Below are 25731 nucleotides of genomic sequence, written 5' to 3'. Positions count from 1 at the left end.
GGGAACCTCAGAAGATGCTCTTGATGCCACCCCAGACATCCTTCCCAAGTCGCTTGAAGTCGTCCCCGGTCTGGGAGAGGACATGGCCGCTACCGTGCAGCACACCGCCCACCACGCCGTCCTTGTGGATGTCCTCGCTCCAGTGCTCGTGGAAGGCGTGGTCGATGACGCCGGTCGCGCCGATCACGACTGCGCCGCCGACCCCGGCCACCACGGCCACGGGGACGTCGAAGGGCGCGGCGGCCACCAGGCCGGCGGTGATGGCCGTACCGGCGACGAGACCGCCGACGTTGGCACCGCCGTCCACGGCCACCGAGTGCTGCCAGGACCAGCCCTTGTCGTGGTCGTCCGACGCCTCCAGCAGACCACACGTGCCCGCGGCGGCGACGTCCAGGACCGGGATCTCCTTGAGGAAGTCCGGGAGCTTCTCCACTCCCTCGCCGACGCGCAGCGCATCCGCGGCGTCGGCCAGCTTCACGTTCAGGGCGCGGTCGTAGGGCAGCGCGGTGCTGCCGTGATCGGCGCGGGCGATGTCCTGCTCCAGCGACTCGACGTCCGCGACGGCGTCGCGATAGGTGCCCTTGGCGGGGAGGTCGTCGGGCAGCCTGCGGCCCTGCTGCTGGAACGTCTTCCGTTCCTTGCGGAGAGCCTTCTTGGCGGCCTGCTCCTCGGACTTGGCGTCGTCGATCCTGGCCCGTGCCTCCTTGCCGCCGGCCCGCGCGTCCTCGGCGTCGTAGGCGTACAGGCCGCGCAGATAGTCGGCGAGGGTGACCTTGTCGCCGGGGGAGACCTTGGCGGTGGCCTGGGCGTACAGGCCGCGCAGTCGGTCGGCGGCGACGAGGCGCGCGTGCTGGGCGGTGTGCAGGACCTCTTTGCGCACGGTGTCGTACTCCGTGGCCGCGGAGATCGTCTTCTGGTCGTCGGGGCTCGGCGGATCGGCGGTGACGAACGCCTGCGGAACGCCCTTGTCGCCCATGGGAACGCCCTTGCCCGTGGCGACGTGCTCGGCGTTCTTCAGCGCGGTGTCACAGGCGGAGAGCGCGTCGACGAGCGTGCCGAGGATGTCCCCGGCGTCGTGCACGAGGCCCGCGAAGGCGCCCGCGGTCAGGGCGTCCTCGCTCCAGGCGGCACGGAAGCTCTCCGCCGCCTCGCCTTTCCAGCCCGCGTCGTCCACCAGCGTGTCCACGGCGCCGCCGAGCGGATGGACGACGCCTTCGAGCGCCTTCTTGGCGTTCCGGTACGTCTCGGCCATCGTGCGCAGCCCGCCGATGTCGCCGCCGACCCAGCTGTCGGTCATCAGCCCTCGCCCGCCATCAGGTCCTCGAACAGGCCGTGTACGTCGATGTCGTGCCTCCGTAGCGAGTCGCGGGCGGCGGTGACCTTGTCGCCGTGGTCGTCGAGCCGGTCGGCGAAGCCGGTGTGCAGGGCGACGATGAGGTCGGCGACCTCCTTGACGGCGTGATCGAGCCCGGCGTCGCCCCCGTCCACCAGAGGCGGGGCGACCTGGGGGTGCAGCTCCCGGTAGTGGCCGGCCTCGCGGTGGAAGGTGCCGGCCATGGAGGTGAGGTCGCTCATGACCACCTTGAGATCGGCCATCAGGACATCTCCCGGGCGTAGGCGGCCAGGTCGGCCTGCTGCCAGTTGTGGTGCCCCGGGGCCACCTCGGGGTCGAGGCGGACGCGGGCGCCGTGTTCGCGCATGCCCTCGGCCAGGGGGCCGATCGAGGCGGCGATCCACGGCTGGGCCGGGCCGAGCGCGGACACCAGCTTCTCCAGCGTGGTGAACGCGAGGGCCACGTTTCCGTCGGAGGGGTGCGCGAACAGCTCGTAGGCGATGAAGGGCACGCGGGCGGGGCGGCCGTCCGCGTCGGCGATGTCGGCGTAGCGGGGATGGGCCGGTACGTACACGGCCGTGTGATAGGCGGGAACATCGGGTTTCGGGCCCGCCGCGTCATCGCGTGCGAGCGTCCCCGCGTCGACGCGGCCCACGTAGTCGAGGAGCGGTGAACGCCCGTGCGCCGGACCGGTGTCGGCCCCTGCGGGAGGTTCCGCCTGGGCGTACTCGGTGTAGTCGGCGTAGTCGAGAAGCCGCGAACGTATCGGCACCTCCACCGCTGTCTCCCCTTCGCTGCGGACGCTTTCGTTCCGTCACACTAGCCAGCAAGGGAAAGGGCAAATCGAGCTATGTCGCCCGCCGTCGGGACCACATGCCGAACGCATACGGCGGCTTGGCCACGACCTGGCCACCCTTTGACCACCCGATGACCGGGACGGTGACGGAGGAGGGAGTTCGGGAGCGGGTCCCGTCATTTGACGATGACGCCAGGGACCAGAGTGGCCAGGCCCGAGATGAAACTGCCCACGCCGGCCAGCGTGACGATCGCCGCCTTGCCGTCCGAGAACAGACCGGAGCAGAACGCGCGCACCTGTCGTCGCAAGATCAGCATCTTGAGTTTCTGCCACCGGTGCTGGTGAATGTGGCAGCCCAGCAGTAGTCCCGAGGCGTTGTTGCGGCAGCCGTCCGCTCGTCCTCGCACAGGTGCGCCACACGTCACGGGGGCTTGGAAGAAGCACCATACGAGTACGGCCGCGGACAGCGTGATGATGACCGCCGGACCAGCGGCGGAGTTGATCCATGCTGCGATCAGAAGAGCGCCTGCCAGGACGCCCCACCACTGGTCCAGTCCGCCGAGACGCCCGCTCTTTGGCCCCGAAGTCGCCATGAGGGAAATCGTGGCAACGGAGCGGCGCTGTCATGCGGCCCAGGAGAACCTTGACCGAAAGTGATCACCTATCGGCTGACAGGTGTTGTCAGCCCTCAGCCCTCAGCCCTCGCCACGCCGATCGGGCAAGAGACGCCAGTGCCGGCGAGCCTGTGCTGCCCTGTGGCCCATCCGGGCAGCGACGGTTGGAGTGGCGCGGAATCGCTTGGAGCCCTCGCGCGTTGAGGAGGTGGGCGTGGGATGGCGGCGGTGTGCGAGCCGAGTACCCCGAGTGACCGAGCTGACAGATATTGGAGGGGCCGAAATGGCTGCGCAGACACAGAGGGCCGTGCTGGCGGGCGGATGCTTCTGGGGGATGGAGGACCTGATCCGCCGACTCCCGGGCGTGACGGCGACCCGGGTCGGATACACAGGCGGTGACGTGCCGAACGCGACGTACCGTAACCATGGCACTCACGCGGAGGCCATTGAGATCCTTTTCGACCCCGAGAGGACCGACTTCCGCGCGATCCTGGAGCTCTTCTTCCAGATCCATGACCCGAGCACCAAGAACCGCCAGGGCAACGACATCGGTCTCAGCTACCGCTCGGCGATCTACTACGTGGATGACGAGCAGAAGCGGATCGCCGAGGACACGATCGCGGATGTGGACGCCTCCGGACTGTGGCCGGGCAAAGTCGTCACCGAGGTAGAGCCGGGCGGCCCCTTCTGGGAGGCCGAGCCCGAGCATCAGGACTATCTGCAGCGTTACCCGGACGGCTACACGTGCCACTTCCCGCGCCCGGGATGGCGGCTGCCCGCCCGCGCGGAGGGCTGACCGCGAGGCGGCCCGGCGGAAGGCGGAGGCCGGCCGGCCGAGGCTCCGCAGCCGGGCCGTGCGTGCGCTTGCGGGGTTTGGGGGTGCCCCGCTGTGGATGAAGAGTGCCGACGGCGGGACACAGTCGGGGGGATGCTGGGCCGAGAGCAGAACCTCTGGTCGAGACGCCGCAGTTGAGCGTCGGGCCGCGCGGGGCGGTCAGTGGCGCAGCGTCGCCGGGCTCCCGCCGTTCGCCTCGTAGCCCGCGACCGCGAGCGCCCGGTACACCGCGTAGTCCGCCGCCGGGTCCGAGCCCGTCGTCCAGGGGAGCGCGCCCACGTGGCCGTCGACGTGGAGCAGCTGCTCCATCGCCTCGGCCCAGCGCTCGCAGCGGACCAGGAAGAACACCAGGAGGTGGCGGACGTGGGCGAGCATCGGGTCGTCCGGCCGGGCGGCCTGGACGGCGAAGAGCGCGCCGTGGATCGACTTGGTGACGACCTCGCTCTGGTAGAAGCTGCGCACCAGATTGACGTCGGGCAGGTGCTCGTAGAGAGCGAAGAGGGGGAGCGCGGCGAGGAGCGAGCCGCGCGGGGCGCGCGCGGCGGCGGCCTCGGCGAAGGAGAAGGCGAGCTCGCGCGAGCCGTGCCACTTCTCGCACCAGTACCGCAGGCCCGCCAGGTGGGCGCCCATGTGGCCGGGCGCCGTGTCGAGGATCTTGAGCCAGAGCTGCTCGAAGTCGTGCTGGGAGTACCCGAGGCCGCGGGCCACGGCGAGATGTGTGATGTGGGGGACCGGGTCGCCGGGGGCCAGGAGCGCCGCGTCCTCGCAGGCCGACCTTGCCTCTTCCAGGATGATCCGCCGCTCGTCGGCCTGCGCTTCACCGCCCGCGTTCCGCCAGGCCTGCTGGACGAGGAACTCCGCGAACACCTGTGCCCCGCCCGGGTCCTTAAGGTCCTGGGCACGCCACGCGTGGAGCCACCCGGCGCCGAGCCGCGGAGTCTGCGCGAGCTCCAGGGCGGCGGCGCCGGCGATCGCCTGCACGCGCTCCCAGCGCTGCTCGGTCTCCTTGCCCGTGCCGGCGAGGAGCTGCTTGGCGGCGGTGAAGTCCTGGTTGCGCTGGACCACCGACATCACGTTCAACAGGTCCTGGTCGGGGCCCGGGAGCCGCACGTCCAGGTCTTCCTGGCGCATGAAGCCGTACTCCGCGGGGTCCGCCGCGTCCGGCGAACCGGGTGCGACCTGGCGTATCCCGCCGCGCCTGCGCAGCAGGTACGGGCCAAGCACCGCCCCCAACATGACCACTGCCATCAGGACCCAGAGAATTCCCATGCGTACAAGCGAACCAGAAGGGTCGGACAATTGGCGAATGAGGCCCGGTAGGGCCGCCGCGCGGCCCGTGCGCGCACTACGCTCTGGCCGCATGAGCGACACGCACAACAGCCAGAACACCCACGGCGGTCACGGGTTCGAGACCGTGGCCATTCACGCGGGCAACACGGCCGACCCCCTGACGGGCGCCGTTGTCCCCCCGATCTACCAGGTCTCCACGTACAAGCAGGACGGCGTGGGCGGGCTGCGCGGTGGCTACGAGTACAGCCGCAGCGCCAACCCGACCAGGACCGCCCTGGAGGAGAATCTCGCCGCCCTCGAAGGCGGCCGCCGCGGCCTCGCGTTCGCCTCCGGGCTCGCCGCCGAGGACTGCCTTCTCCGTACGCTGCTCAGCCCCGGCGATCACGTGGTCATCCCGAACGACGCGTACGGCGGCACGTTCCGTCTGTTCGCGAAGGTCGTCTCGCGGTGGGGCGTGGAGTGGTCGGTCGCCGACACCAGCGACCCGGCCTCCGTGCGCGCGGCACTCACGCCGAAGACCAAGGTCATCTGGGTCGAGACGCCGTCCAACCCGCTGCTCGGGATCACTGACATCGCCGTCGTCGCGCAGGTCGCGCGGGAGGCGGGGGCGCGGCTCGTCGTCGACAACACCTTCGCGAGCCCGTACCTCCAGCAGCCGCTGGCGCTCGGCGCGGACGTCGTCGTGCACTCCCTGACGAAGTACATGGGCGGTCACTCGGACGTCGTCGGCGGTGCGCTGATCGTCGCCGACCCGGCGCTCGGCGAGGAGCTGGCGTACCACCAGAACGCGATGGGCGCCGTCGCCGGGCCGATGGACGCGTGGCTGGTGCTGCGCGGCATCAAGACGCTGCCCGTGCGCATGGACCGGCACAGTGAGAACGCGACGAGGGTCGCCGACATGCTGTCCCGGCACGCGCGCGTGACGCGTGTTCTGTACCCGGGCCTTCCGGAGCACCCCGGTCACGAGGTCGCCGCCAAGCAGATGAAGGCGTTCGGCGGCATGGTGTCGTTCCAGGTCGAGGGCGGCGAGGAGGCCGCCGTCGCGGTCTGCGACCGGGCGAAGCTGTTCACCCTGGGCGAGTCCCTGGGCGGTGTGGAGTCCCTGATCGAGCACCCGGGACGCATGACGCACGCCTCGGTCGCGGGCTCGGCGCTCGAAGTGCCCAGCGATCTCGTACGTCTCTCCGTGGGCATCGAGTCGGCCGACGACCTGCTCGCCGACCTCCAGCAGGCGCTCGGCTGATACCGCGGACGGCCTCCGCGAGGAGGCGCGCGGTCACCAGCCCGTGAGTGGTGGAGTCGTCCCGGACGGCGGCTCCACCCAGGGCCTGGTGAGCAGGGCCCATACGAAGAACGCGGTCATCGCCAGGCACAGCGCCAGCCACATCAGGCGGCGCAGCACCCTCCTGCGGCGCAGGATCCGTCCGCCCCGGCGTACCGCCTCGGTGTGGATCCCGGGCGGCAGCGCTCCCTGAGCGGCCTCCAGGATCGCGCGGACCTCGCGCTCCGTGCGGGCCTGTGCGTTCATGACGGCACCTCCTCCAGGGACGGCGCGTTCTCAAGGGCCGGGGCGGGCCCGCGCGGCGGGTGCAGGACGAGTGCCATGGCGCGCGCGTGGATCACGTGTACGCGCTCCATGGGGAGCCCGAGCAGCGCGGCCACCTGCTCCTCGCCGACCCCCTCGTAGAGGCGCAGCACCAGGATCAGCCGAGCCTGCGGGCCGAGGTGGCGCAGTACGCCGCCGTACCCGCGGTGCTGGTGCCAGGCCGCGCGGGCGAAGCGCAGGGCGAGCTCCTTGCGGGCGCGGTCGTAGGGGTCCTCGCCGCGCAGCCGGTCCCAGGAGGCGTACGTCTGCGCGAGCGCCGCGACGAGCAGCTTCCGCGCGCGCGGGTTGCCGTCGGCCGGCTCCGTGGTGAGCAGGGTCGCGGCATGGAGCAGCCGCCCTGCCGCGCCCGCGACGAACGCCTCGAACTCCCGGGCCCGGCGGGCGTCCTGGAACGCGCGCCGTTCTCGCACCGCACCTCCAGCCGGGCCGCTCGGCGGCCGGTCGCTGGGACGGGACGGGCCCCGGCCGCGTACGACAGGGGCCCGGTCTCATATGAGGGCAGGTGCGGGCCCGGGGTCAAGAGCCGGGAGCGGCTTCCCCGGACGGGGCGGGCCCGCCCGCCTGCCGCGCGGACAGCGCGGCGTTGAAGCGTGTGAGGAGCGCGCAGAACTGTTCGCGCTCCTGCGGGGTCCACTCCTGCGTCAACTCGGCCATCAGGGACTGCCTGGACGTGCGTACCTCGTCGAGCCGGGCGAGGCCGCGCGGCGACAGCTGGAGGACGACCGCGCGTCCGTCCTCCGGGTGGGACGTCCGCTTGACGAGGCCCGTGTCGACGAGCGGCGCGACCTGACGCGTCACCGTCGACGAGTCGATGCCCATGCTCGCGGCGAGCGCCTTGACGCCCATCGGGCCTTCCTTGTCCAGGCGGTTGAGCAGCAGATACGCGGCTCGGTCCATCGAGTTGCGCACCTGCCCGACCCCGCCGAGCCGGGTCTGTTCGGCACGGCGGGCGAAGACCGCCACCTCGTGCTGGAGCGTTTCGAGGAGGCCGGTGTCGCCGGCGGTCGTCATGTCCATCGTTTCCGGTGGTGTGGGCATGGCCGGGGGCTCACTTCATGCGGGGGTGGTGGGTTGGGGGACAGGGTACGCGGCCGGAAGGCGGGTCGTACCGACGCTGCGCAAACCAGTCTCGGACCGTGGTCACACCAGGAGCCGTACGGCGTGAGCTGCGAGACTTGCCGTCATGAGCTACAGCACGGCTGACTCCTTGCCGACGGTGACCCTGGACGATGTGCGCGGCGCACAGAAGATGCTCTCGGGGGTCGCGCGGATGACGGCGATGGAGGGCAGCCGGTACCTCTCCGGGCTGGTCGGGGCGCCGGTGCACCTCAAGTGCGAGAACCTCCAGCGGACCGGCTCCTTCAAGCTGCGCGGCGCGTACGTCAGGATCGCGGGCCTGCTTCCCGAGGAGCGCGCCGCGGGCGTGGTCGCCGCGAGTGCCGGAAACCATGCGCAGGGTGTAGCGCACGCGTCTTCTCTCCTCGGCGTACGCTCCACGGTCTTCATGCCGGTCGGCGCGCCCCTGCCGAAGGTCGCGGCGACCCGTGACTACGGCGCGGAGGTGCGGCTGCACGGGCAGGTCGTCGACGAGACGCTGGCGGCGGCGCAGGAGTACGCGCGCGAGACGGGCGCCGTGTTCATCCACCCCTTCGACCACCCGGACATCATCGCCGGACAGGGCACGGTCGGCCTCGAAATCCTGGAGCAGTGCCCCGAGGTCCGCACGATCGTCGTGGGCATCGGCGGCGGCGGGCTCGCCGCGGGCATCGCGGTGGCGGTCAAGGCGGTGCGCCCCGATGTGAAGGTGATCGGCGTGCAGGCGGCGGGCGCGGCGGCGTACCCGCCCTCACTGGAGGCCGGGTGGCCGGTGTCGATCCCCCATCCGGCGACGATGGCCGACGGCATCAGGGTGGGGCGGCCCGGTGACGTGCCGTTCCAGCTGGTCCAGGAGCTGGTCGACGAGGTCCGTACGGTCTCCGAGGACGAGCTGTCGAGCGCGCTGCTGCTCTGCCTGGAGCGGGCCAAGCTGGTCGTCGAACCGGCCGGGGCGAGTCCGGTCGCGGCGCTCCTGAGCGACCCGCACTCCTTCGAGGGTCCGGTCGTGGCGCTGCTGTCGGGCGGCAACGTCGACCCGCTCCTGATGCAGCGGATCCTGCGCCACGGCATGGCCGCCGCCGGCCGTTATCTGTCGCTGCGGCTGCGTCTGACGGACCGTCCCGGCGCCCTGGCCACGCTGCTCGGCGTGCTGTCGGTGGTCGACGCCAACGTCCTCGACGTGAGCCATGTACGGACCGATCCCCGGCTCGGGCTCACGGAGGCCGAGGTCGAGCTGCACCTGGAGACGAAGGGGCCGGTGCACTGCGCCGAGGTGGGCGCGGCGCTGCGGGACGCGGGTTACCTCGTCATCGACTGACCGGCGGAGCCGGGAGATTACGGAAAACCAGTTGATGAGACGCGATGTATCGCGATACTTTGTGGTGCACGTCACCAATCCGTCGGGCGCGCCCTGACGGACATACCTAAGCTTTTCCTGAGCAAGGCAACCAAACAGGTCACCCACAACCCATGGGGGAAGCCACATGCCAGGCGCCATCTACGCCGAAGGTCTGGTGAAGACCTTCGGTGACGTCAGGGCTCTGGACGGCGTCGATCTCGATGTCCCGGAGGGCACGGTCCTCGGCCTGCTCGGTCCGAACGGGGCGGGGAAGACCACTGCCGTGCGCTGTCTGACGACGCTGCTCACGCCGGACAGCGGCAAGGCCGTGGTCGCGGGCATCGACGTTCTCAAGCATCCGAACGAGGTGCGGCGCTCGATCGGACTCTCCGGCCAGTTCGCCGCGGTCGACGAGTATCTGACGGGTCGTGAAAACCTGCAAATGGTCGGCCAGTTGTATCAGATGAAGGCCAAGGAGGCGAAGGCGCGCGCGTCCGAGCTGCTCGAGCGGTTCAACCTCGCTGACGCCGCCGACCGGACCTCGAAGACGTACTCCGGAGGCATGCGCCGCCGACTCGACCTGGCCGCCGCACTCGTCGTCTCGCCGCCCGTGATGTTCATGGACGAGCCGACGACGGGACTCGACCCGCGCAACAGGCTGCAGCTGTGGGAGGTCATCCAGGAGCTGGTCGCCGGCGGCACGACACTGCTGCTCACCACCCAGTACCTCGAAGAGGCCGACCACCTGGCGCACGACATCTGCGTGATCGACCACGGCCGGGTCATCGCGCGCGGCACGTCCGACCAGCTCAAGGCCCAGACCGGCGGCGAGCGGGTCGAGCTCGTGGTCCACGAGCGGGAGCACATGACGCCCGCCGCCGAGGTCCTCGCCGGGTTCGGCAAGGGCGAGACCACCGTCGAGCAGCACACCCGCAAGCTCACCGTCCCCGTCTCCGGCGGCGCCAAGCTCCTCGCCGAGGTCATCAGGGAGTTGGACACCCGCGGCATCGAGATCGACGACATCGGTCTGCGCCGGCCCACGCTCGACGACGTGTTCATCTCCCTGACCGGCCACGTGGCCGAGGAGAAGGAGGACGAGAACGGCTCGGGGGCGGGCGCCGCCGTGCAGCCCAAGCGGAAGAAGGAGGCCGTCAAGTGAGCGCCGTCACCCAGACCCTCGCCCCCCGCCCCGCGGGCGGCCCCGTGCAGTCCGCCAGGGACTCCCTCGTCGTCGCCAAGCGCAATCTGATCCGGATGACGCGGATCCCCGAGGTCGTCATCTTCGGGCTGATCCAGCCGATCATGTTCGTGGTGCTGTTCAGCTACGTGTTCGGCGGCTCGATGAACATCGGGGGCACCACCGACCCCGCGGTCTACCGCGAGTTCCTGATGGCCGGCATCTTCGCCCAGACCGTCACGTTCGCCACGGCGGGCGCCGGCGCGGGCATCGCCGACGACATGCACAAGGGCCTCATCGACCGCTTCAGGTCGCTGCCGATGTCCCGTGGCGCCGTCCTCACCGGACGCACCCTCGCGGACCTCGTGCAGACGGCCCTGACCCTGCTCGTCCTCGCGATCGTCGCGCTCCTGGTGGGCTGGCGCATCCACGAGGGTCTCCCGAAGGCCCTCGGCGCCTTCGGCCTGCTGCTCCTCCTCGGATACGCGTTCACGTGGATCGGCGCCCTCATCGGCCTGTCCGTACGCACCCCCGAGGCGGCCACGTCGGGCGGGCTGGTCTGGCTCTTCCCGGTGACGTTCATCTCGAACGCGTTCGTGGACTCCAGCCAGATGACGCCCTGGCTGCGCCACATCGCCGACTGGAACCCGTTCAGCGCCACGGTGCAGGCCTGCCGCGAGCTGTTCGGCAACCCGGGCGTCTCCGACTCCCCCGCCTGGCCCATGCAGCACCCCGTGTGGGCCTCGCTGCTCTGGTCCGTCGTGATCATCGTCGCCTTCCGGACGCTCTCGGTCCGCAAGTACCGCAACGCGACGGCCTGACGGCCACGGCCCCGAGCGCGAACACGCGAAGGCCCCCGGCGCAGCACGCGCCGGGGGCCTTCGCCATACGGTCGGTTCAGCCGTTGTACGGCTTCTCAGCCGTTGTAGGGCTTCGCCGCGAGGATCTTCACCGAGGCGAGCTTGCCGTTCGGCAGCTCGTACTGGGCGTCCTCGCCGATCTTCTTGCCGTTCACACCGGAGCCCAGCGGGGACTGCGGCGAGTACGTCTCGATGTCGGCGCTCGCGTACTCACGCGAGGCGAGCAGGAACGTCATGGTGTCGTCCTCGTCGCCGTCGAAGGCGATCGTGACGACCATGCCGGGGGCGGCGACGCCGGCCGCGGAAGGCGCCTCGCCGACCTTGGCCTTCTCCAGGAGCTGGGTCAGCTGGCGGATGCGGAGCTCTTGCTTGCCCTGCTCCTCCTTGGCCGCGTGGTACCCGCCGTTCTCGCGCAGGTCGCCCTCCTCGCGTGCCGCCGCGATCTTCACGGTGATCTCGGCGCGCGCGGGACCAGACAGGTACTCCAGCTCGTCCTTGAGCTTGGTGTACGCCTCCTGCGTGAGCCAGGTGACGTCTTCGCTGGTCTGGGTCACAGGTGCTCCTCGTAGGTACTGGGAATACAAAGCATCGCCCTACCCAGAAGCATGTGCCTTCACGGGTGGGCGAAACCACGAGCCTAACAATTCAGGCGCCGAAGGGGGAGGACATATGCCATCAAGAATTCGTCACCGCAGGTCAGGCGTCGAAACCCGTACGGCTGCAGTACGGCCGAACGTACGGCCGCCGTGCGGTCACCCCGTGTGGCAGCCGAGCAGCTCCGCGCTGGTGCCGCGGGCCGTGGTGCGCAGCGTCACGACCTTGTCAATCCGGCTGTCGCGCTGGTCGAAGCGGAAGTCCGCGCGGCCCACCTCGGCGCCGTCGGCGGACTGCGACCGGATGGTGCAGTAACCCTTGGCGTCGCTGTCCTTGCGGACCTCGAGGTGCACCTTGACCGCCGCGTCGGAGGTCTTGAAGGTGATGACCTCGGCGCTGATCTTCGTACCGAAGACGTAGTGGTAGCCGAACCAGCCGATCAGGACGACGAGCAGGGCGCCGAGCGCGGCGCCGACGGTCTTCAGGGTGCGGTCCGCTCGTTCGTCGGCGGAGCGGGAGCGGCCGTAGCGGCCGTCCGGGAGCTGCTCACTCACCGCACTCATGATCGTTCCTCTCGCGCGGGGCGGGTCGAGGACCGGCCCCGGACAGACTGCCGGAATTTTCCGCCCCCCGGTTCCGTCACTATAGAAGCCGCCCAATGCGCTGTATGACCGAGGGCGCCTTATTCACCGAGTCATTCACTGAGGATCTTGCCTTGACTGAGCAGCTGCGACTGATGGCCGTTCACGCCCACCCCGACGACGAGTCGTCGAAGGGCGCGGCCACCATGGCCAAGTACGTGTCCGAGGGGGTGGCCGTCCTTGTCGTGACCTGCACGGGCGGGGAACGCGGCTCCATCCTCAACCCGAAGCTTCAGGGGGACACGTACATCGAGGAGAACATCCACGAGGTACGCAAGAAGGAGATGGACGAGGCGCGCGCGATCCTGGGCGTCGACCAGGAGTGGCTGGGCTTCGTCGACTCGGGCCTGCCCGAGGGTGACCCGCTGCCGCCGCTGCCCGAGGGCTGCTTCGCGCTCGAGGACGTCGACAAGGCGGCGGGGGAGCTGGTCAGGCAGATCCGCTCGTTCCGTCCGCAGGTCGTCACGACGTACGACGAGAACGGGGGCTACCCGCACCCCGACCACATCATGACCCACAAGATCTCGATGGTGGCTTTCGAGGGCGCGGCGGACACCGAGAAGTACCCGGAGTCCGAGTACGGCCCGGCCTACCAGCCGCAGAAGCTCTACTACAACCAGGGCTTCAACCGGCCGCGCACCGAGGCGCTGCACCAGGCGATGCTCGACCGCGGCCTGGAGTCGCCCTACGCGGAGTGGCTCAAGCGGTGGGACGAGTTCGAGCGGGTCGAGCGGACGCTGACCACGCACATCCCGTGCGCCGACTTCTATGAGATCCGCGACAAGGCGCTGATCGCGCACGCCACGCAGATCGACCCCGACGGCGGCTGGTTCCGGGTCCCGATGGAACTCCAGCGGGCGGTGTGGCCGACCGAGGAGTACGAGCTCGCGAAGTCTCTCGTCGATACCTCCCTCCCCGAGGACGACCTCTTTGCGGGCATCCGCGACAATGCCTGACATGAGCGCAAGCGCAAGCCTGGCAATGACGCATCTCGTCCCCCTCGCCAAGGAGGTCGACGAGAACAAGGTGACCCCGGGTGTCCTCGGTTTCATCGTCTTCGCGGTGATGGCCCTCGCCGTCTGGGGCCTGATGAAGTCGATGAACCGCCACATGGGCAAGGTCGACTTCAAGGAGAAGACGGACGCCGCCGCGGACCCCGCGCCCGGCTCCCCGGCCTCGCCCGCCAAGGGCTGACGCCCAGCTGAACGGAACGCGCTCGGCACGGCAGTGAGCCGCGCCGAGCGGTTTCGCGCTGCGCCGGTACGCTCACGCGCCCGCAGCACCCTCGTATCCGGCGCCTCGTCCCCGGCACCTCCCGCCACGCAGCGGGCTCGTGCTCACGGGCCCGAAGCGCCGCGCCGTGAGCGACCCCGCGCCGCGGCCTGAGCGCCCTTGTGCCGCGCAATGCCTCGCGCCCTGAGCGCCCGGCCATGCGGCGCCCCGGCCGCAGCGCCGTCGTGCACCCGGCACCTCGCGCCTGAGCGCCTCGCGCCACGCGGCGCCCGCAGCACCTTGCGCCCCCGCGTCACGCGGCGCCCCGGACACGCGGCGCTCACGCGCTCACGCGCTCACGCGCTCACGCGCTCACGCGCTCGCAGCGCCTCGCGCTGAGCGCCCCGCGTCAGGCACCCCCCTCGCACCGCCCCGCAGGGCCTCGCCCCCTCACCGCCCCGCCCCCACCTCCACGCCCATCACGTCGCGGGCGTGGCGCTTGGGGACCATGCCGAGGCGCCAGGCCTGCCAGCCTGCCTCCAGGTCCGCGCCGCGTTCCAGGAGGAGCTGGTAGGCCTCCACGTAGTCGTCGAGCTTGGCGTCCCGGCCGGCGTGGGTGGCGCGGGCGAGCTGGGACAGCTCTTCCTGCGCCACGGCCGTGCCGATCTCCGAGCCGCCCGGGGACGCGTACGGCAGCAGCGTGCAGCGCAGGAAGTGCGCCCAGTCCTCGCCGCGGCGGTCGCCGTAGGACGCGAACAGCGCCGCCGCCTCCTCGCACAGGGCCAGAGCCTGGGCCGCGCGCCCGTTGCCCGCGTCCACCACCGCCAGCTCCAGGCACGTCCACCCCTCGCCGTGCGCGACGCCGATGCGCTGGAAATCGGCGCGGGCGTCGACCAGGAGCTGGCGCGCGAAGCCGGAGTTGCGCAGCGAGCCCGTCTGCGCGGCCCGCTGGTCACGCGTGACCCGGGCCGAGTGGTGGCGGGCGCAGGCGAGCCCGTACACGTCGCGCATCCGAGAGAACATCGTGCGGGAGCGCTCCAGCTCGCGTACCGCCTGGTCGAGGTTGCCGCTCTCCTCCAGGGCCTGGCCCAGGTAGTAGAGCGTCCAGGCCTCGCCGCGCGCGTCCTCGTTGTCGCGGTGGCGCGAGGCGGCCTGGCGCAGTCCGTCGACGGCCGCCGACGCATCGCCGTCCACCAGGCGCACCCGCGCCAGCTGCGTGAGCGCCCATGCCTCGCCGCGGCTGTCGCGCGTACGGCTGTACAGGTCGAGGGCGGCGCGCAGCTCACGCTCCGCGCCCGGCACGTCGCCCATCCGCAGGCACAGCTGCCCCAGCTGGAAGTGCGCCCATGCCTCGCCGTGCACGGACTCGTTCTCGCGGTGCAGGGTCAGCGCCGAGGTCAGCAGATCGAGCGCCTCCTTTACGTGGGCCCGGTCTCGCTCCACCGCGGCGAGCGCGTGCAGCGTCCAGCCCCGGTCGCCCGCCGTCTCCTCCGTGATCTGGAGGTCGAGGGCCTCGCGGAGCTTCGCCGCCGCCTCCTTGAGCTGGCCCTGGTGGTGCAGCGTGATGCCCAGCGAACACAGGGCACGGGCCGCGCCCGCGTTGTGGTGCGCCTCGAAGTAGAGGTCCACCACGGACGCCAGCGTCGTACGCGCCTTGTCGAGCTCGCCGAGCTGGCGCGCCGCGATACCCGTGCGCCACTGGACCGAGCGCACGAGAAGCCCCTGGTCGACGGCCTGGGTGAGCTCGCTGATCTCGCCGAGTCGGTAGAGGTCGCCGCGCAGCAGGCAGTAGTCGCACAGCGCGCCGAGCAGATTGAGTACGGCCGCCTGGTCGACGCCCTCCGCGCCACGCAGCGTCGCCGTGATGAAGCTGGACTCGTCGTCGAGCCAGCGCAGCGCGGCGTCCAGCGAGGTGAAGCCGTGCGGGCCGACCTGGCCGGCGCGCGTCGACATCTTGCCGTCGACGAGCCGGATCACCGAGTCCGCGAGCTCCGCGTAGTTCTGGATGAGGCGTTCCTGCGCGGCCGTCCGCTCGGCCGGTTCCTCCTCGTCGAGGAGGCGGGCCTGCGCGAAGGAGCGGACGAGGTCGTGCAGCCGGTACCGGCTTCCCCGCACATGGTCGATCAGCCCGGCGCGTGACAGCGCCGTCAGATGGCGGGTGGCCTCCGACTCGTCCGTCGCGAGGAGCGCGGCCGCCGCGGCCGCACCGAGCGAGGCCCGTCCGGCCAGCGCGAGCCGACGCAGCAGCCGCCGGGCCGCCTCCGGCTGGTCGGTGTAGCGCAGCCACAGCACCCGCTCGACCGGCTCCACGGGCCCGTACGCACCCAGGTCGGACGCCAGTGCGCGCGTCGTACGCGGCCCGATCGCGGAGCCCGCGATGCGCAGCGCCAGCGGCAGGCCACCGCACAACTCCCTTACGGTGTCCGACGATTCGGAGTCGTAGGGCCCTGAGTCGTCCTCCGCGGACTCGCGCAGCAGTTCCTCCGAGCCCGCCGCGTCCAGCGCGTCCACCGGCACCTGGTGCACCCACGCCGGGACGTCCGCCGGCAGGTCGAGCGGCTTGCGCGCCGTCACCAGGACGAGGCTGTCGGACCGCTCGGGGATCAGCGTGCGCACCTGCTCCGCGTCGTTCGCGTCGTCCAGGACGATCGTGACCGGAAGCCCCGTCAGATGCTGGTGGTACAGCTCGCTGAGGCGCCGCACCTGCTGCTCCTGCGAGGAACGCTCCCGGAAGAGCAGCTGCTCGCGCGGCGCGCCGAGCCGGTTCAGCAGATGGAGCAGCGCGTCCCGGGTCGACAGCGGGGCCTCGGGCGCGTCACCCCGCAGGTCCACGACGCACGCGCCGCGGAACTGGTCGCGCAGCCCGTGCGCCGCCCGCACCGCGAGCGTCGTACGGCCCGAGCCGGGCGCGCCGTGCAGCACGACGACGGTGGGCCGGGTCTCGGTGCTCGCACGCGCCGCGTGCACCCACTGGGCGATGCGCTGCATCTGCGCCCTACGGCCCGCGAACGAGCCCTCCGGCTCCGGGAGTTGGCCGAACGACTGTTCCAGTACGTTGCGCCGCCTGGCCGCCGCGCTCTTGTCGGTACGGCGCAACTGCGGCGTCGGCTTCTTCGCGCCGGTCCCCGCGGTCGCGGCGAGGACGCGCTGCTGATCGAGGAACGGCCGGATCCCCCGCACGTCGAGCGCCGTCAGCCACTGCAGTCTCAGCTGTTCGGGCCCGCCCGGCTGGCTCCTCGCCCCGGCGCGGCGGCTCGCGGCGGGCACATGAGAGGCCGTCACCTTCGCGACGGTCGTGGCGGCGCCCAGCACAGCGACGGCCGCGCCCGCACCGACCGCGGTCCCCGCGTCCGTACCGAGCAGCAGGTCGGCCAGGCAGGCGCCCACCGCCGCAACGGCCGTGACCAGCAGGGGAGTCGATCCCCGCTCCTGGGTGAAGCGCTGCCCGAACGAAATCTGCCCGGCCTCGGCCTCGTCCAGGGCGTGTGTGAACTGCGTGTACTCCTCGGCGGCGGTCTCCGCCATGGCGTCGAGCGCACCGCGCGCACGGGACAGCAGTACCCCGCCGTCCGTGCGCCCGCCCGAACGCCGTACTTCCTCCTCCACGGCCCGGGCCAACAGCCCCTCGGCTTCCGCCCGATGGCTGTCTCGCATTTCAGGTCCCCCTCCGGCGGCAACGGTTCCGCGTCAAGTGTGCTGCGTATGGGGTCACGGCGCGAGAGGCCGGGGATCAAAGGGCCGATCGGCGACCGGCGTGCGCGAGGATGGGGCGCATGCCGAACCGACTGGCCCATGAGACGTCCCCCTACCTTCTCCAGCATGCCGACAACCCCGTCGACTGGTGGCCCTGGTCGGCCGACGCCTTCGAGGAGGCGCGGCGGCGCGGGGTCCCGGTGCTGCTCAGCGTCGGATACTCCAGCTGCCACTGGTGCCACGTCATGGCGCACGAGTCCTTCGAGGACGAGACGACCGCCGCCCTCATGAACGACCGCTTCGTCAACATCAAGGTCGACCGCGAGGAGCGCCCCGACGTCGACGCCGTCTACATGGAGGCCGTGCAGGCCGCCACCGGCCAGGGCGGCTGGCCCATGACCGTGTTCCTCACGCCCGAGGCCGAGCCGTTCTACTTCGGCACCTACTTCCCGCCCGAGCCGCGGCACGGGATGGCGTCCTTCCCGCAGATCCTGGGGGGCGTGGCGCAGGCGTGGGCCGAGCGCAAGGACGAGGTCGCCGAGGTCGCCGCGAAGATCGTGGGCGATCTGGCCGGGCGCGAGCTGTCGTACGGGGACACGCAGATCCCCGGCGAGGGCGAGCTCGCGCAGGCGCTGCTCGGCCTGACCCGCGAGTACGACGAGGCGAACGGCGGATTCGGCGGCGCCCCCAAGTTCCCGCCGTCGATGGTGATCGAGTTCCTGCTGCGCCACTACGCCCGCACCGGCGCCGAGGGCGCGCTCCAGATGGCCGGCGACACCTGCGAGCGGATGGCGCGCGGCGGGATCTACGACCAGCTGGGCGGCGGCTTCGCGCGTTACTCCGTCGACCGCGAATGGGTTGTGCCCCACTTCGAGAAGATGCTCTACGACAACGCGCTGCTGTGCCGCGCCTACGCGCATCTGTGGCGGGCCACCGGTTCGGAGACGGCCAGGCGCGTCGCGCTGGAGACCGCGGACTTCATGGTGCGGGAGCTGCGGACGAACGAGGGCGGGTTCGCGTCCGCGCTGGACGCGGACAGCGAGGACGCCGAGGGCCGCCACGTCGAGGGCGCGTTCTATGTGTGGACGCCCGGGCAGCTGCGCGAGGTGCTCGGCGACGCGGACGCCGAGCTGGCCGCCGAGTACTTCGGCGTGACGCAGCAGGGCACCTTCGAGGAGGGCGCCTCCGTCCTCCAACTCCCGCAACAGGACACCGAGTTCGATGCCGCGCGGGTCGAGGACGTCCGGCGCAGGCTGTTCGCCGCGCGCGCCGAGCGGCCGGCCCCCGGGCGGGACGACAAGGTCGTCGCCGCGTGGAACGGCCTGGCGATCGCCGCGCTCGCGGAGACCGGCGCGTACTTCGACCGGCCGGACCTGGTGCAGGCCGCACTCGCCGCCGCCGACCTGCTCGTACGGCTCCACATGGACGCGCGGGCGCGCATCGCCCGTACCAGCAAGGACGGCCGGGCCGGCGCGAACGCCGGGGTCCTCGAGGACTACGCGGATGTGGCCGAGGGCTTCCTCACGCTGGCGTCCGTGACGGGCGAAGGGGTCTGGCTGGAGTTCGCCGGGTTCCTCCTCGACCACGTCCTCGACCAGTTCACGGACGCGGAGTCCGGCGCCCTGTACGACACGGCGGCGGACGCGGAGCAGCTGATCCGCAGGCCGCAGGACCCGACCGACAACGCCACGCCCTCGGGCTGGAGCGCGGCGGCGGGCGCGCTGCTCTCGTACGCGGCTCAGACCGGTTCGGAGCCCCATCGCACCGCCGCCGAGCGGGCGTTGGGTGTGGTGCGGGCGCTCGGGCCGCGTGCCCCGCGTTTCATCGGGCACGGGCTCGCAGTCGCTGAGGCGCTGCTCGACGGCCCGAAGGAGGTCGCCGTCGTAGGCGAGGTCGGCGGCGAACTTCACCGCACGGCGCTGCTCGGCACGGCGCCGGGCGCGGTTGTCGCGGTGGGCGAAGTGGGCTCCGGCGAACTGCCGTTGCTGGCGGACCGGCCACTCGTCGACGGCCGCCCGGCCGCGTACGTGTGCCGCAACTTCACCTGCGACGCCCCCGTCACCGACGCCCAGGAGCTCGCGGTGAAGCTGCAGGACTGAAGCGAGCCGGACGCCGCCGGACGCCGCCGGGCGCTAGAGACCGTTCCTGAACGTCTCCAGCGTGCGGTCCATCAGGTCGCGCAGGTCTTCCTGGTGGCCGTGCTCGGCCCAGTACAGCGTGGTCTCCATGAGCGCGCCGACCAGCGCCATCGCGTAGACGCGGACCTCAAGCCCGTCCGCGTCGCGGCCGGTGCGCTCGCCGATCACCCGGCACAGCAGCTGCCCGGTGACGGACATGGACTCCATCATCCGGGAGCGCACCGCGGGCACCTCGACCTGGAGCCTGGTCCGCAGCCGTGACACCTCGGGATCGTCGTCGAACCCGAGGTACACGGCCTGCGCGATCACATGCTTCAGCGAGTCGACGATCGACTCGTCCGCGGGCCGCGCCCGCAGCTCGGCCTCCAGCGTCGCGTCGTACTCGTCCGTGATGACGATGTCTTCCTTGGTGGGGAAGTACCGGAACACCGTGGACGGCGACACCTCGGCGGCCTCTGCGATCTGCTCGACCGTCGTCGCGTCGTACCCCTGCTCGGTGATCAGGCGGTACGTCGCGTCCCTGATCGCCACGCGGGTCTTGAGCTTCTTGCGTTCGCGAAGGCCCATCCCGGGGCGGTCGGCGGCGGAGGTGGAGCGTGCGGAGGGGGCCATGGGCTCATTCTCGGGCATCACCGGGGACCGGGGCCACGCCCGTGGCCGGCGCGGTACGGGGGAGCAGGGCGGCCGCCAGCAGGGCGGTGACCAGCGACGCGACGCCCACGACGAGCAGCACCACGCTCATCCCGTGGACGTACGCGGTGTTCGCAGACGAGGCGAGGGCGTGGTCCCCGAGCTTCGTGGCCACGGCGTGGGCGGCCACCACGGAGTCCTTGGCCGTGTCCGCCGCCGGGCCGGTCAGGCCGCCGGTGTCGAGGCGGCTGCCGTACGCCCCGGCGAGGAGCGCGCCGAGCAGGGCGATGCCGAGCGCGCCGCCCACCTGCCGCACCGTCATCAGGAGGCCCGAGCCGCTGCCCGCCCGGTCCGCGGGCAGCGCCGACAGTGCGGCGCCCATCGCGGGGACGAGCGCGAAGGAGAAGCCGACCCCGGCGATGCTCAGCCACAGCGCGGTGAACCCGTAACCGGAGTCGGCCGTGGTGCGGCTGCCGAGGAACGCGGCGAAGGCCAGGACGGTGAGCGCCCCGCTGATCACCGCGGGCGGCCCGAACCTGGCGACCAGCGGCTGCGCGCACTTCGCGGCCACCAGCATCCCGGCCATCATCGGCAGCAGTCGTACGCCGGTGCCGAGCGCGTCGTTGCCGAGGACGGCCTGGAGGTACTGCGGCAGCACGAACATCAGGCCCGACAGGACGAACATGCCGAGGGTGGCCGCGAGCGTGTTGAGCAGGAAGCCGCGGCGGGCCAGCAGGGCGAGGTCGAGCAGCGGCCGCTCGCTGCGCCGCTCACGCAGGACGAGAGCGGTGACCAGGGCGACGGAGGCCGCGCACAGGACCAGCACCACCGGGTCGGTCCAGCCGTGGTGCGGCGCCTCGATGATCGCGTAGATCAGGGCACCGAGACCGGCCGCGGTGAGCGCCGTGGAGACGGCGTCGACCCGAGGTGAGGCGGGGTCGCGGGTTTCCGGCAGCAGGAACAGGCAGGCCGTGATGCCTATGGCGACCATCGGGATGTTGATCAGGAAGACCGAGCCCCACCAGAAGTGGTCGAGGAGCCAGCCGCCGAGGATCGGGCCGAGCGGCATGCCGACCGCCGAGGCCGCGGAGATGATCCCGACGGCCTTGGTGCGCTCGTCGGGGGCGAAGAGCGAGGGCAGCACGGACAGGGCCAGCGGCATGACGAGCGCGGCGCCGACGCCCATCAGCGCGCGGGCGCCGATCACCCAGCCGACGTCACTCGCGAGCGCCCCCACGAGCGAGCCCGCGAGGAAGACGCCGAGCCCGGCGATGAGCATCCGGCGCCGCCCGAACCGGTCGCCGAGCAGCCCGGCCGGAAGCATCAGGGCGGCGAAGACGACGACGTACGAGTCCGCCATCCACTGCTGCTGACCGGTGTCCGCGCCGAGGTCGGCAGCGATCGTCGGCAGCGCCACGTTGAGGATCGTCATGTCGAAGCCGAGCACGAGCATGCTCGCGACCAGGGCGCCGAGCGCCCACCACCGGCGCAGGTCGCGCTGCACGCTGTCCTGCGGTGAGTCCTGCTTGGTGACAGTAACCATGAAATGAGAGTAACCCTCAAAAGATGGCTACTGTCAATCTCTGTCCGGGTGCGAGGGATCGGGGCACAAAAAATGGCCGCGGCTGGGAAGCCGCGGCCAGGAGGGTGAAGGGCGAGGTCAGGCGTGCTGGTACGCCACCAGCGAGATGCCGACGTAGTGCACGACGAACGCCGCGAGCGTGAGCGAGTGGAAGACCTCGTGGAAGCCGAACCAGCGCGGTGACGGGTTCGGGCGCTTGATCCCGTAGATCACGCCGCCCGCGCTGTAGAGAAGCCCGCCGACGATCACGCAGACGAGCACGGCCGTACCGCCCGCGTGCAGGAAGTCGGGCAGGAAGAAGACGGCCGCCCAGCCCATCGCGATGTAGCAGGGGGTGTAGAGCCAGCGCGGGGCGCCGACCCAGAAGACGCGGAAGACGATGCCGGCCGCGGCGGCGGCCCAGATGCCCCACAGCAGCCACTGGCCCTTGGCCTCGGGGAGCAGCAGCATCGTGAGCGGCGTGTAGGTGCCCGCGATGATCAGGAAGATGTTCGCGTGGTCGAGGCGGCGCAGTACGCCGTCCGCGCGCGGGCCCCAGTTGCCCCGGTGGTAGAGCGCGCTCACGCCGAAGAGCAGGCAGGCTGTGAGGACGTAGATACCGCAGGCGATCCGGCCGCGGGTGGAGTCCGCGAGCGCGGTCAGCACCAGGCCGGAGATGACGACCGCGGGGAACATCCCTGCGTGCAGCCAGCCGCGCAGCCGGGGTTTCACCGGAACGGGCTCTGTCGCGGTCACTTCGGATGGCGTGGCGGCAGTCATGTGCCGCATCGTACCTACGGGGCCGTAAGTAACGAATACGAGTGACGATCAGTGACGCATACGAGTGGCGATCCTCACTTCGCTCAGCTGTGGGGCCCTCTGGACATATGGGCGCCCGCGTCGGATGATCATATGAGTGCGGTCGGCACCGGATGAGCGCCAGAGGGATCAACACGTGAAGCATCCGGGTCGCAGCCCCCAAGGGGCAACAACACAAAAACCCCTCATTTAGGAGCAATCGTGGCGCGCGACATCGCGGCTCCCGTTTCTTTGGGCAATGTCCCCACCAAGCACCAGGAACTGATCTCGTGGGTCAACGAGATCGCTGAACTGACGCAGCCGGACCGTGTGGTCTGGTGCGACGGGTCGGAGGCCGAGTACGAGCGCCTCGCAGAGGAACTGGTCGACAAGGGAACGTTCAAGAAGCTCGACCCGATCAAGCGCCCGAACTCGTACTACGCCGCCTCCGACCCGACCGACGTCGCGCGCGTCGAGGACCGGACGTTCATCTGCTCCGAGAAGGAGCAGGACGCGGGCCCCACCAACCACTGGAAAGCCCCCACGGAGATGCGTGAGATCTTCCAGGGCAGCGGGGGCAACGGCGGCATCTTCCGCGGCTCGATGAAGGGCCGGACGATGTACGTCGTCCCGTTCTGCATGGGCCCGCTCGGCTCGGAGCTCTCCGCGATCGGCGTCGAGATCACCGACTCCGCGTACGTCGCCGTTTCGATGCGCACCATGACGCGCATGGGCCGGCCCGTCCTCGAGGAGCTCGGCACCGACGGCTTCTTCGTGAAGGCCGTCCACACGCTGGGCGCGCCGCTGGAGGAGGGCCAGCAGGACGTGCCGTGGCCCTGCAACTCCACCAAGTACATCTCGCACTTCCCGGAGAGCCGCGAAATCTGGTCGTACGGCTCCGGCTACGGCGGCAACGCCCTGCTCGGCAAGAAGTGCTACGCCCTGCGCATCGCGTCCGTGATGGCCCGCGACGAGGGCTGGCTCGCCGAGCACATGCTCATCCTCAAGCTGACCCCGCCGCACGGTGAGTCGAAGTACGTCGCCGCCGCCTTCCCGAGCGCGTGCGGCAAGACCAACCTCGCCATGCTGGAGCCCACGATCTCCGGCTGGACCGTCGAGACCATCGGCGACGACATCGCCTGGATGCGGTTCGGCGAGGACGGCCGCCTCTACGCGATCAACCCCGAGGCCGGCTTCTTCGGCGTCGCGCCCGGCACCGGCGAGCACACCAACGCCAACGCCATGAAGACGCTGTGGGGCAACTCCGTCTTCACGAACGTCGCGCTCACGGATGACAACGACATCTGGTGGGAGGGCATGACGGAGGAGACTCCGGCGCACCTCACCGACTGGAAGGGCAACGACTGGACCCCCGAGTCCGGCGTCCCGGCCGCCCACCCGAACGCGCGCTTCACCACCCCCGCCTCGCAGTGCCCGATCATCGCGCCCGAGTGGGAGGACCCGAAGGGCGTGCCGATCTCGGCGATCCTCTTCGGCGGCCGCCGCGCCTCCGCGGTGCCGCTGGTGACCGAGTCCTTCGACTGGAACCACGGCGTGTTCCTCGGAGCGAACGTCGCCTCCGAGAAGACCGCCGCCGCCGAGGGCAAGGTCGGCGAGCTGCGCCGCGACCCCTTCGCGATGCTCCCGTTCTGCGGCTACAACATGGGCGACTACATGGCCCACTGGGTCGACGTGGCCAAGGACAAGGACCAGGCGAAGCTGCCGAAGATCTACTACGTGAACTGGTTCCGCAAGAACGACGCGGGCAAGTTCGTGTGGCCCGGCTTCGGCGAGAACAGCCGCGTCCTGAAGTGGATCGTCGAGCGTCTGGAGGGCAAGGCCGAGGGCGTCGAGTCGCCGATCGGCATCCTGCCGACGCGTGACTCCCTCGACACGGACGGCCTCGAACTGGCCGACTCCGACCTCGACTTCCTGCTGACGGTCGACAAGGAGGTGTGGCGCGACGAGGCCTCCCTGGTCCCCGAGCACCTCAACACCTTCGGTGACCACACGCCCAAGGAGCTGTGGGACGAGTACCGCGCGCTGGTCGCCCGGCTCGGCTGACCCGCTCCCGTAGGACAACGCGGCGGGCCCGACCGACTTCCGACCTGACCTGTGGCGTCATCACGGGCCCGTCGCACCCCGGCCCCCGAAGCCGACTCATCGGCTTCGGGGGCCGAACCCTTTCCCGTTACGGGAAGCGGCCGTCTCACGCAGGTGTGTCGTGCCCGGATGGTCCGGGCACGACACGCTTCAGAGGGATCCCGACGAGTTCAGGATCGCATCTGGCTCTTCGGAACAGGTCAGTTCAGCGGGGTGCCCTCGGGCAGTGGGCGCATGAACTTGGAGGCTCGGGTCGCTAGTGTCGCCGCCGGCGGCTCGATCTGGACCCAGCCTTCGTTCCAGATCCAGTTCTGACCGTTGGTGTCCCCGTGGGTCTGCCACACCTCGCCGCTCTGGGTGACGACCTTGATGTAGGCGTCGTTGCCTTGATCCTCAATGGCGATGGCGCAGGCACCGTCGGGGTAGTCGGCGTTGTCGGAGATGAGCTCCCAGTTGACCTCGTCGTCGGTGTCGTCCTCCGTGGCACCCCGCGGGTCCTGCTTCAAGGCGTAAGCATTGCCGTTGGGGAGAAGGACGGCGGAGAAGCCCTCGGTGTTCGAGGGGGCGTAGGAGTCGATGTCGGTGCACGGCCCGGTGTCGCCGGTGTTGCCCGTGTTCCCGGTGTTGCCGGTGTTGCCGGTGTTGCCGGTGTTGCCGGTGTTGCCGGTGTTGCCGGTGTTCCCGGTGTTCCCGGTGTTCCCGGTGTTCCCCGTGTTGCCCGTGTTCCCGGTGTTCCCTGTGTTCCCGGTGTCGCCGGTGTTCCCGGTGTTACCCGTGTCGCCGGTGTTGCCGGTGTTGCCGGTGTTGCCGGTGTCTCCGGTGTTGCCCGTGTTCCCTGTGTTCCCTGTGTTACCGGTGTCTCCCTTGGGGCCCTTGCACTTGTCCTTGTCCTTGTCGCCGTAGCCAAGAACACCGGGAGCGCCGTAGCGATCCTTCTTGTCCTTACACTTGTCGCCGCCCTGCGCTCCTGCCTGGGCCACTCCGGCCTTCTGCGACGTCGCGGCGAGCGCCGGGCTGGTGAAGCCGAGCACCACGACGGCCAGCGATGCCACCGCACCGCCGGCGATCCACCTGCCGCGCCGGGGAAGCGGGCCCAGCTTGGATTGGGTCCCGTTTTCAGGACTCATCTGTTTTACTCCTTGGGGAACCTGTGTGTTTTTTTCCGGAAGCTCTTTTGAGCCCCGTCGGGATCTTCGACAGTGAGCGCAATGCGGTTAAGCGGTACGCAAAGCGATCAATACAATGGCTCAGCATGAGTAACCCGTAAGAGATCCATTGGTGTGCAGTGCCTACGCCGGTCGGTGAAAGACTTGGATTATCGGTTTGGGCCGACGCCGTGCCTGAGGGCCGATCAGGCGAATGACGGGTTTCTTTGTCCGTGGCTGTGCCGTGCGGCCATGCGGCGGCTTTAAAACT

The 25731-nt window shown here is 70.6% G+C and carries 24 protein-coding genes; 9 read left to right on the top strand and 15 right to left on the bottom strand.

The window, feature by feature from the left end:
- Window positions 1-7 precede the first annotated feature (7 nt).
- The 4 genes from OG574_RS20005 to OG574_RS19990 all read right to left on the bottom strand — a co-directional run bounded on the left by OG574_RS20005 (window position 8) and on the right by OG574_RS19990 (window position 2722).
- Window positions 8-1297 (bottom strand): WXG100 family type VII secretion target, encoded by a 1290-nt coding sequence (locus OG574_RS20005; RefSeq protein ID WP_326774350.1) that lies wholly within the window; start codon window positions 1295-1297, stop codon window positions 8-10.
- Window positions 1297-1596, bottom strand: a complete 300-nt coding sequence (locus tag OG574_RS20000; RefSeq protein ID WP_326774349.1) for a DUF6317 family protein — start codon at window positions 1594-1596, stop codon at window positions 1297-1299. The genes OG574_RS20005 and OG574_RS20000 overlap by 1 nt, the downstream gene beginning before the upstream one ends.
- A complete protein-coding gene (locus OG574_RS19995) occupies window positions 1596-2111 on the bottom strand; it encodes an SAV_915 family protein (RefSeq protein ID WP_326774348.1) in 516 nt (171 codons plus the stop codon). The genes OG574_RS20000 and OG574_RS19995 overlap by 1 nt, the downstream gene beginning before the upstream one ends.
- 194 nt (window positions 2112-2305) lie before the next feature.
- A complete protein-coding gene (locus tag OG574_RS19990) occupies window positions 2306-2722 on the bottom strand; it encodes a hypothetical protein (protein ID WP_326774347.1) in 417 nt (138 codons plus the stop codon).
- 304 nt (window positions 2723-3026) lie between these two features.
- Here OG574_RS19990 and msrA point away from each other — a divergent pair, with 304 nt between their 5' ends.
- Window positions 3027-3539 (top strand): peptide-methionine (S)-S-oxide reductase MsrA, encoded by a 513-nt coding sequence (msrA, locus tag OG574_RS19985; RefSeq protein ID WP_326774346.1) that lies wholly within the window; start codon window positions 3027-3029, stop codon window positions 3537-3539.
- Window positions 3540-3737: 198 nt separating this feature from the next.
- On the opposite strand, the gene OG574_RS19980 is transcribed toward msrA, so the two are convergent.
- Window positions 3738-4847, bottom strand: coding sequence for a hypothetical protein (locus tag OG574_RS19980; protein WP_326774345.1), 1110 nt, complete (start codon window positions 4845-4847; stop codon window positions 3738-3740).
- A 91-nt stretch (window positions 4848-4938) separates the two neighbouring features.
- Here OG574_RS19980 and OG574_RS19975 point away from each other — a divergent pair, with 91 nt between their 5' ends.
- On the top strand, window positions 4939-6111 hold the full coding sequence (locus tag OG574_RS19975; protein WP_326774344.1) for a cystathionine gamma-synthase: 1173 nt from the start codon (window positions 4939-4941) through the stop codon (window positions 6109-6111).
- Between the two features lie 33 nt (window positions 6112-6144).
- Here the strand turns inward: OG574_RS19975 and OG574_RS19970 are convergent, their stop codons facing one another.
- The 3 genes from OG574_RS19970 to OG574_RS19960 all read right to left on the bottom strand — a co-directional run bounded on the left by OG574_RS19970 (window position 6145) and on the right by OG574_RS19960 (window position 7491).
- Complete coding sequence (locus tag OG574_RS19970; RefSeq protein ID WP_326774343.1) at window positions 6145-6396, bottom strand: hypothetical protein; 252 nt, start codon at window positions 6394-6396, stop codon at window positions 6145-6147.
- On the bottom strand, window positions 6393-6884 hold the full coding sequence (locus OG574_RS19965) for a sigma factor-like helix-turn-helix DNA-binding protein (protein WP_100598233.1): 492 nt from the start codon (window positions 6882-6884) through the stop codon (window positions 6393-6395). The genes OG574_RS19970 and OG574_RS19965 overlap by 4 nt, the downstream gene beginning before the upstream one ends.
- A gap of 106 nt (window positions 6885-6990) precedes the next feature.
- Window positions 6991-7491 carry a MarR family winged helix-turn-helix transcriptional regulator gene (locus OG574_RS19960; RefSeq protein ID WP_326778546.1) on the bottom strand — a complete coding sequence of 167 codons (501 nt, stop codon included), beginning with the start codon at window positions 7489-7491 and terminating at the stop codon, window positions 6991-6993.
- 166 nt (window positions 7492-7657) lie between these two features.
- Between OG574_RS19960 and ilvA the strand changes: the two genes are divergently transcribed.
- The 3 genes from ilvA to OG574_RS19945 all read left to right on the top strand — a co-directional run bounded on the left by ilvA (window position 7658) and on the right by OG574_RS19945 (window position 10906).
- Window positions 7658-8887, top strand: a complete 1230-nt coding sequence (gene ilvA, locus OG574_RS19955; protein ID WP_326774342.1) for a threonine ammonia-lyase — start codon at window positions 7658-7660, stop codon at window positions 8885-8887.
- Between the two features lie 166 nt (window positions 8888-9053).
- On the top strand, window positions 9054-10067 hold the full coding sequence (locus OG574_RS19950) for an ATP-binding cassette domain-containing protein (protein WP_326774341.1): 1014 nt from the start codon (window positions 9054-9056) through the stop codon (window positions 10065-10067).
- A complete protein-coding gene (locus tag OG574_RS19945; RefSeq protein WP_100598229.1) occupies window positions 10064-10906 on the top strand; it encodes an ABC transporter permease in 843 nt (280 codons plus the stop codon). Before OG574_RS19950 ends, OG574_RS19945 begins: the two co-directional genes overlap by 4 nt.
- Window positions 10907-11001: 95 nt before the next feature.
- Here the strand turns inward: OG574_RS19945 and greA are convergent, their stop codons facing one another.
- The gene (gene greA / locus OG574_RS19940; protein WP_100598228.1) at window positions 11002-11499 is read right to left on the bottom strand and encodes a transcription elongation factor GreA; all 498 of its coding nucleotides are present in this window, start codon (window positions 11497-11499) and stop codon (window positions 11002-11004) included.
- A 198-nt stretch (window positions 11500-11697) separates the two neighbouring features.
- Window positions 11698-12102: a DUF4307 domain-containing protein gene (locus OG574_RS19935; protein WP_326774340.1), complete on the bottom strand. Its 405-nt coding sequence runs from the start codon at window positions 12100-12102 to the stop codon at window positions 11698-11700.
- 173 nt (window positions 12103-12275) lie between these two features.
- Here OG574_RS19935 and mca point away from each other — a divergent pair, with 173 nt between their 5' ends.
- Window positions 12276-13136: a mycothiol conjugate amidase Mca gene (mca, locus tag OG574_RS19930; protein ID WP_199842069.1), complete on the top strand. Its 861-nt coding sequence runs from the start codon at window positions 12276-12278 to the stop codon at window positions 13134-13136.
- A complete protein-coding gene (locus OG574_RS19925) occupies window positions 13129-13374 on the top strand; it encodes a hypothetical protein (RefSeq protein ID WP_326774339.1) in 246 nt (81 codons plus the stop codon). The genes mca and OG574_RS19925 overlap by 8 nt, the downstream gene beginning before the upstream one ends.
- 468 nt (window positions 13375-13842) lie before the next feature.
- Here OG574_RS19925 and OG574_RS19920 read toward each other — a convergent pair whose 3' ends face one another.
- The gene (locus tag OG574_RS19920) at window positions 13843-17046 is read right to left on the bottom strand and encodes a tetratricopeptide repeat protein (protein ID WP_326774338.1); all 3204 of its coding nucleotides are present in this window, start codon (window positions 17044-17046) and stop codon (window positions 13843-13845) included.
- 119 nt (window positions 17047-17165) lie between these two features.
- Between OG574_RS19920 and OG574_RS19915 the strand changes: the two genes are divergently transcribed.
- Entirely contained in the window at window positions 17166-19184 is a 2019-nt protein-coding gene (locus OG574_RS19915; protein WP_326774337.1) for a thioredoxin domain-containing protein, read from the top strand.
- A 33-nt stretch (window positions 19185-19217) separates the two neighbouring features.
- On the opposite strand, the gene OG574_RS19910 is transcribed toward OG574_RS19915, so the two are convergent.
- The 3 genes from OG574_RS19910 to trhA all read right to left on the bottom strand — a co-directional run bounded on the left by OG574_RS19910 (window position 19218) and on the right by trhA (window position 22203).
- Complete coding sequence (locus tag OG574_RS19910) at window positions 19218-19835, bottom strand: TetR/AcrR family transcriptional regulator (RefSeq protein WP_326774336.1); 618 nt, start codon at window positions 19833-19835, stop codon at window positions 19218-19220.
- Window positions 19836-19839: 4 nt separating this feature from the next.
- The gene (locus OG574_RS19905; protein WP_326774335.1) at window positions 19840-21396 is read right to left on the bottom strand and encodes a DHA2 family efflux MFS transporter permease subunit; all 1557 of its coding nucleotides are present in this window, start codon (window positions 21394-21396) and stop codon (window positions 19840-19842) included.
- Window positions 21397-21513: 117 nt separating this feature from the next.
- Window positions 21514-22203, bottom strand: a complete 690-nt coding sequence (gene trhA, locus OG574_RS19900) for a PAQR family membrane homeostasis protein TrhA (RefSeq protein WP_326774334.1) — start codon at window positions 22201-22203, stop codon at window positions 21514-21516.
- 231 nt (window positions 22204-22434) lie between these two features.
- Between trhA and OG574_RS19895 the strand changes: the two genes are divergently transcribed.
- Window positions 22435-24276: a phosphoenolpyruvate carboxykinase (GTP) gene (locus OG574_RS19895; RefSeq protein ID WP_326774333.1), complete on the top strand. Its 1842-nt coding sequence runs from the start codon at window positions 22435-22437 to the stop codon at window positions 24274-24276.
- A gap of 239 nt (window positions 24277-24515) precedes the next feature.
- Here OG574_RS19895 and OG574_RS19890 read toward each other — a convergent pair whose 3' ends face one another.
- A complete protein-coding gene (locus tag OG574_RS19890; RefSeq protein ID WP_326774332.1) occupies window positions 24516-25442 on the bottom strand; it encodes a hypothetical protein in 927 nt (308 codons plus the stop codon).
- Between the last annotated feature and the right edge of the window lie 289 nt (window positions 25443-25731).

The sequence above is a fragment of the Streptomyces sp. NBC_01445 genome (genome assembly GCF_035918235.1).
Classification (GTDB): Bacteria; Actinomycetota; Actinomycetes; order Streptomycetales; family Streptomycetaceae; genus Streptomyces.
This window is presented reverse-complemented; position numbering and strand designations above follow the sequence as displayed.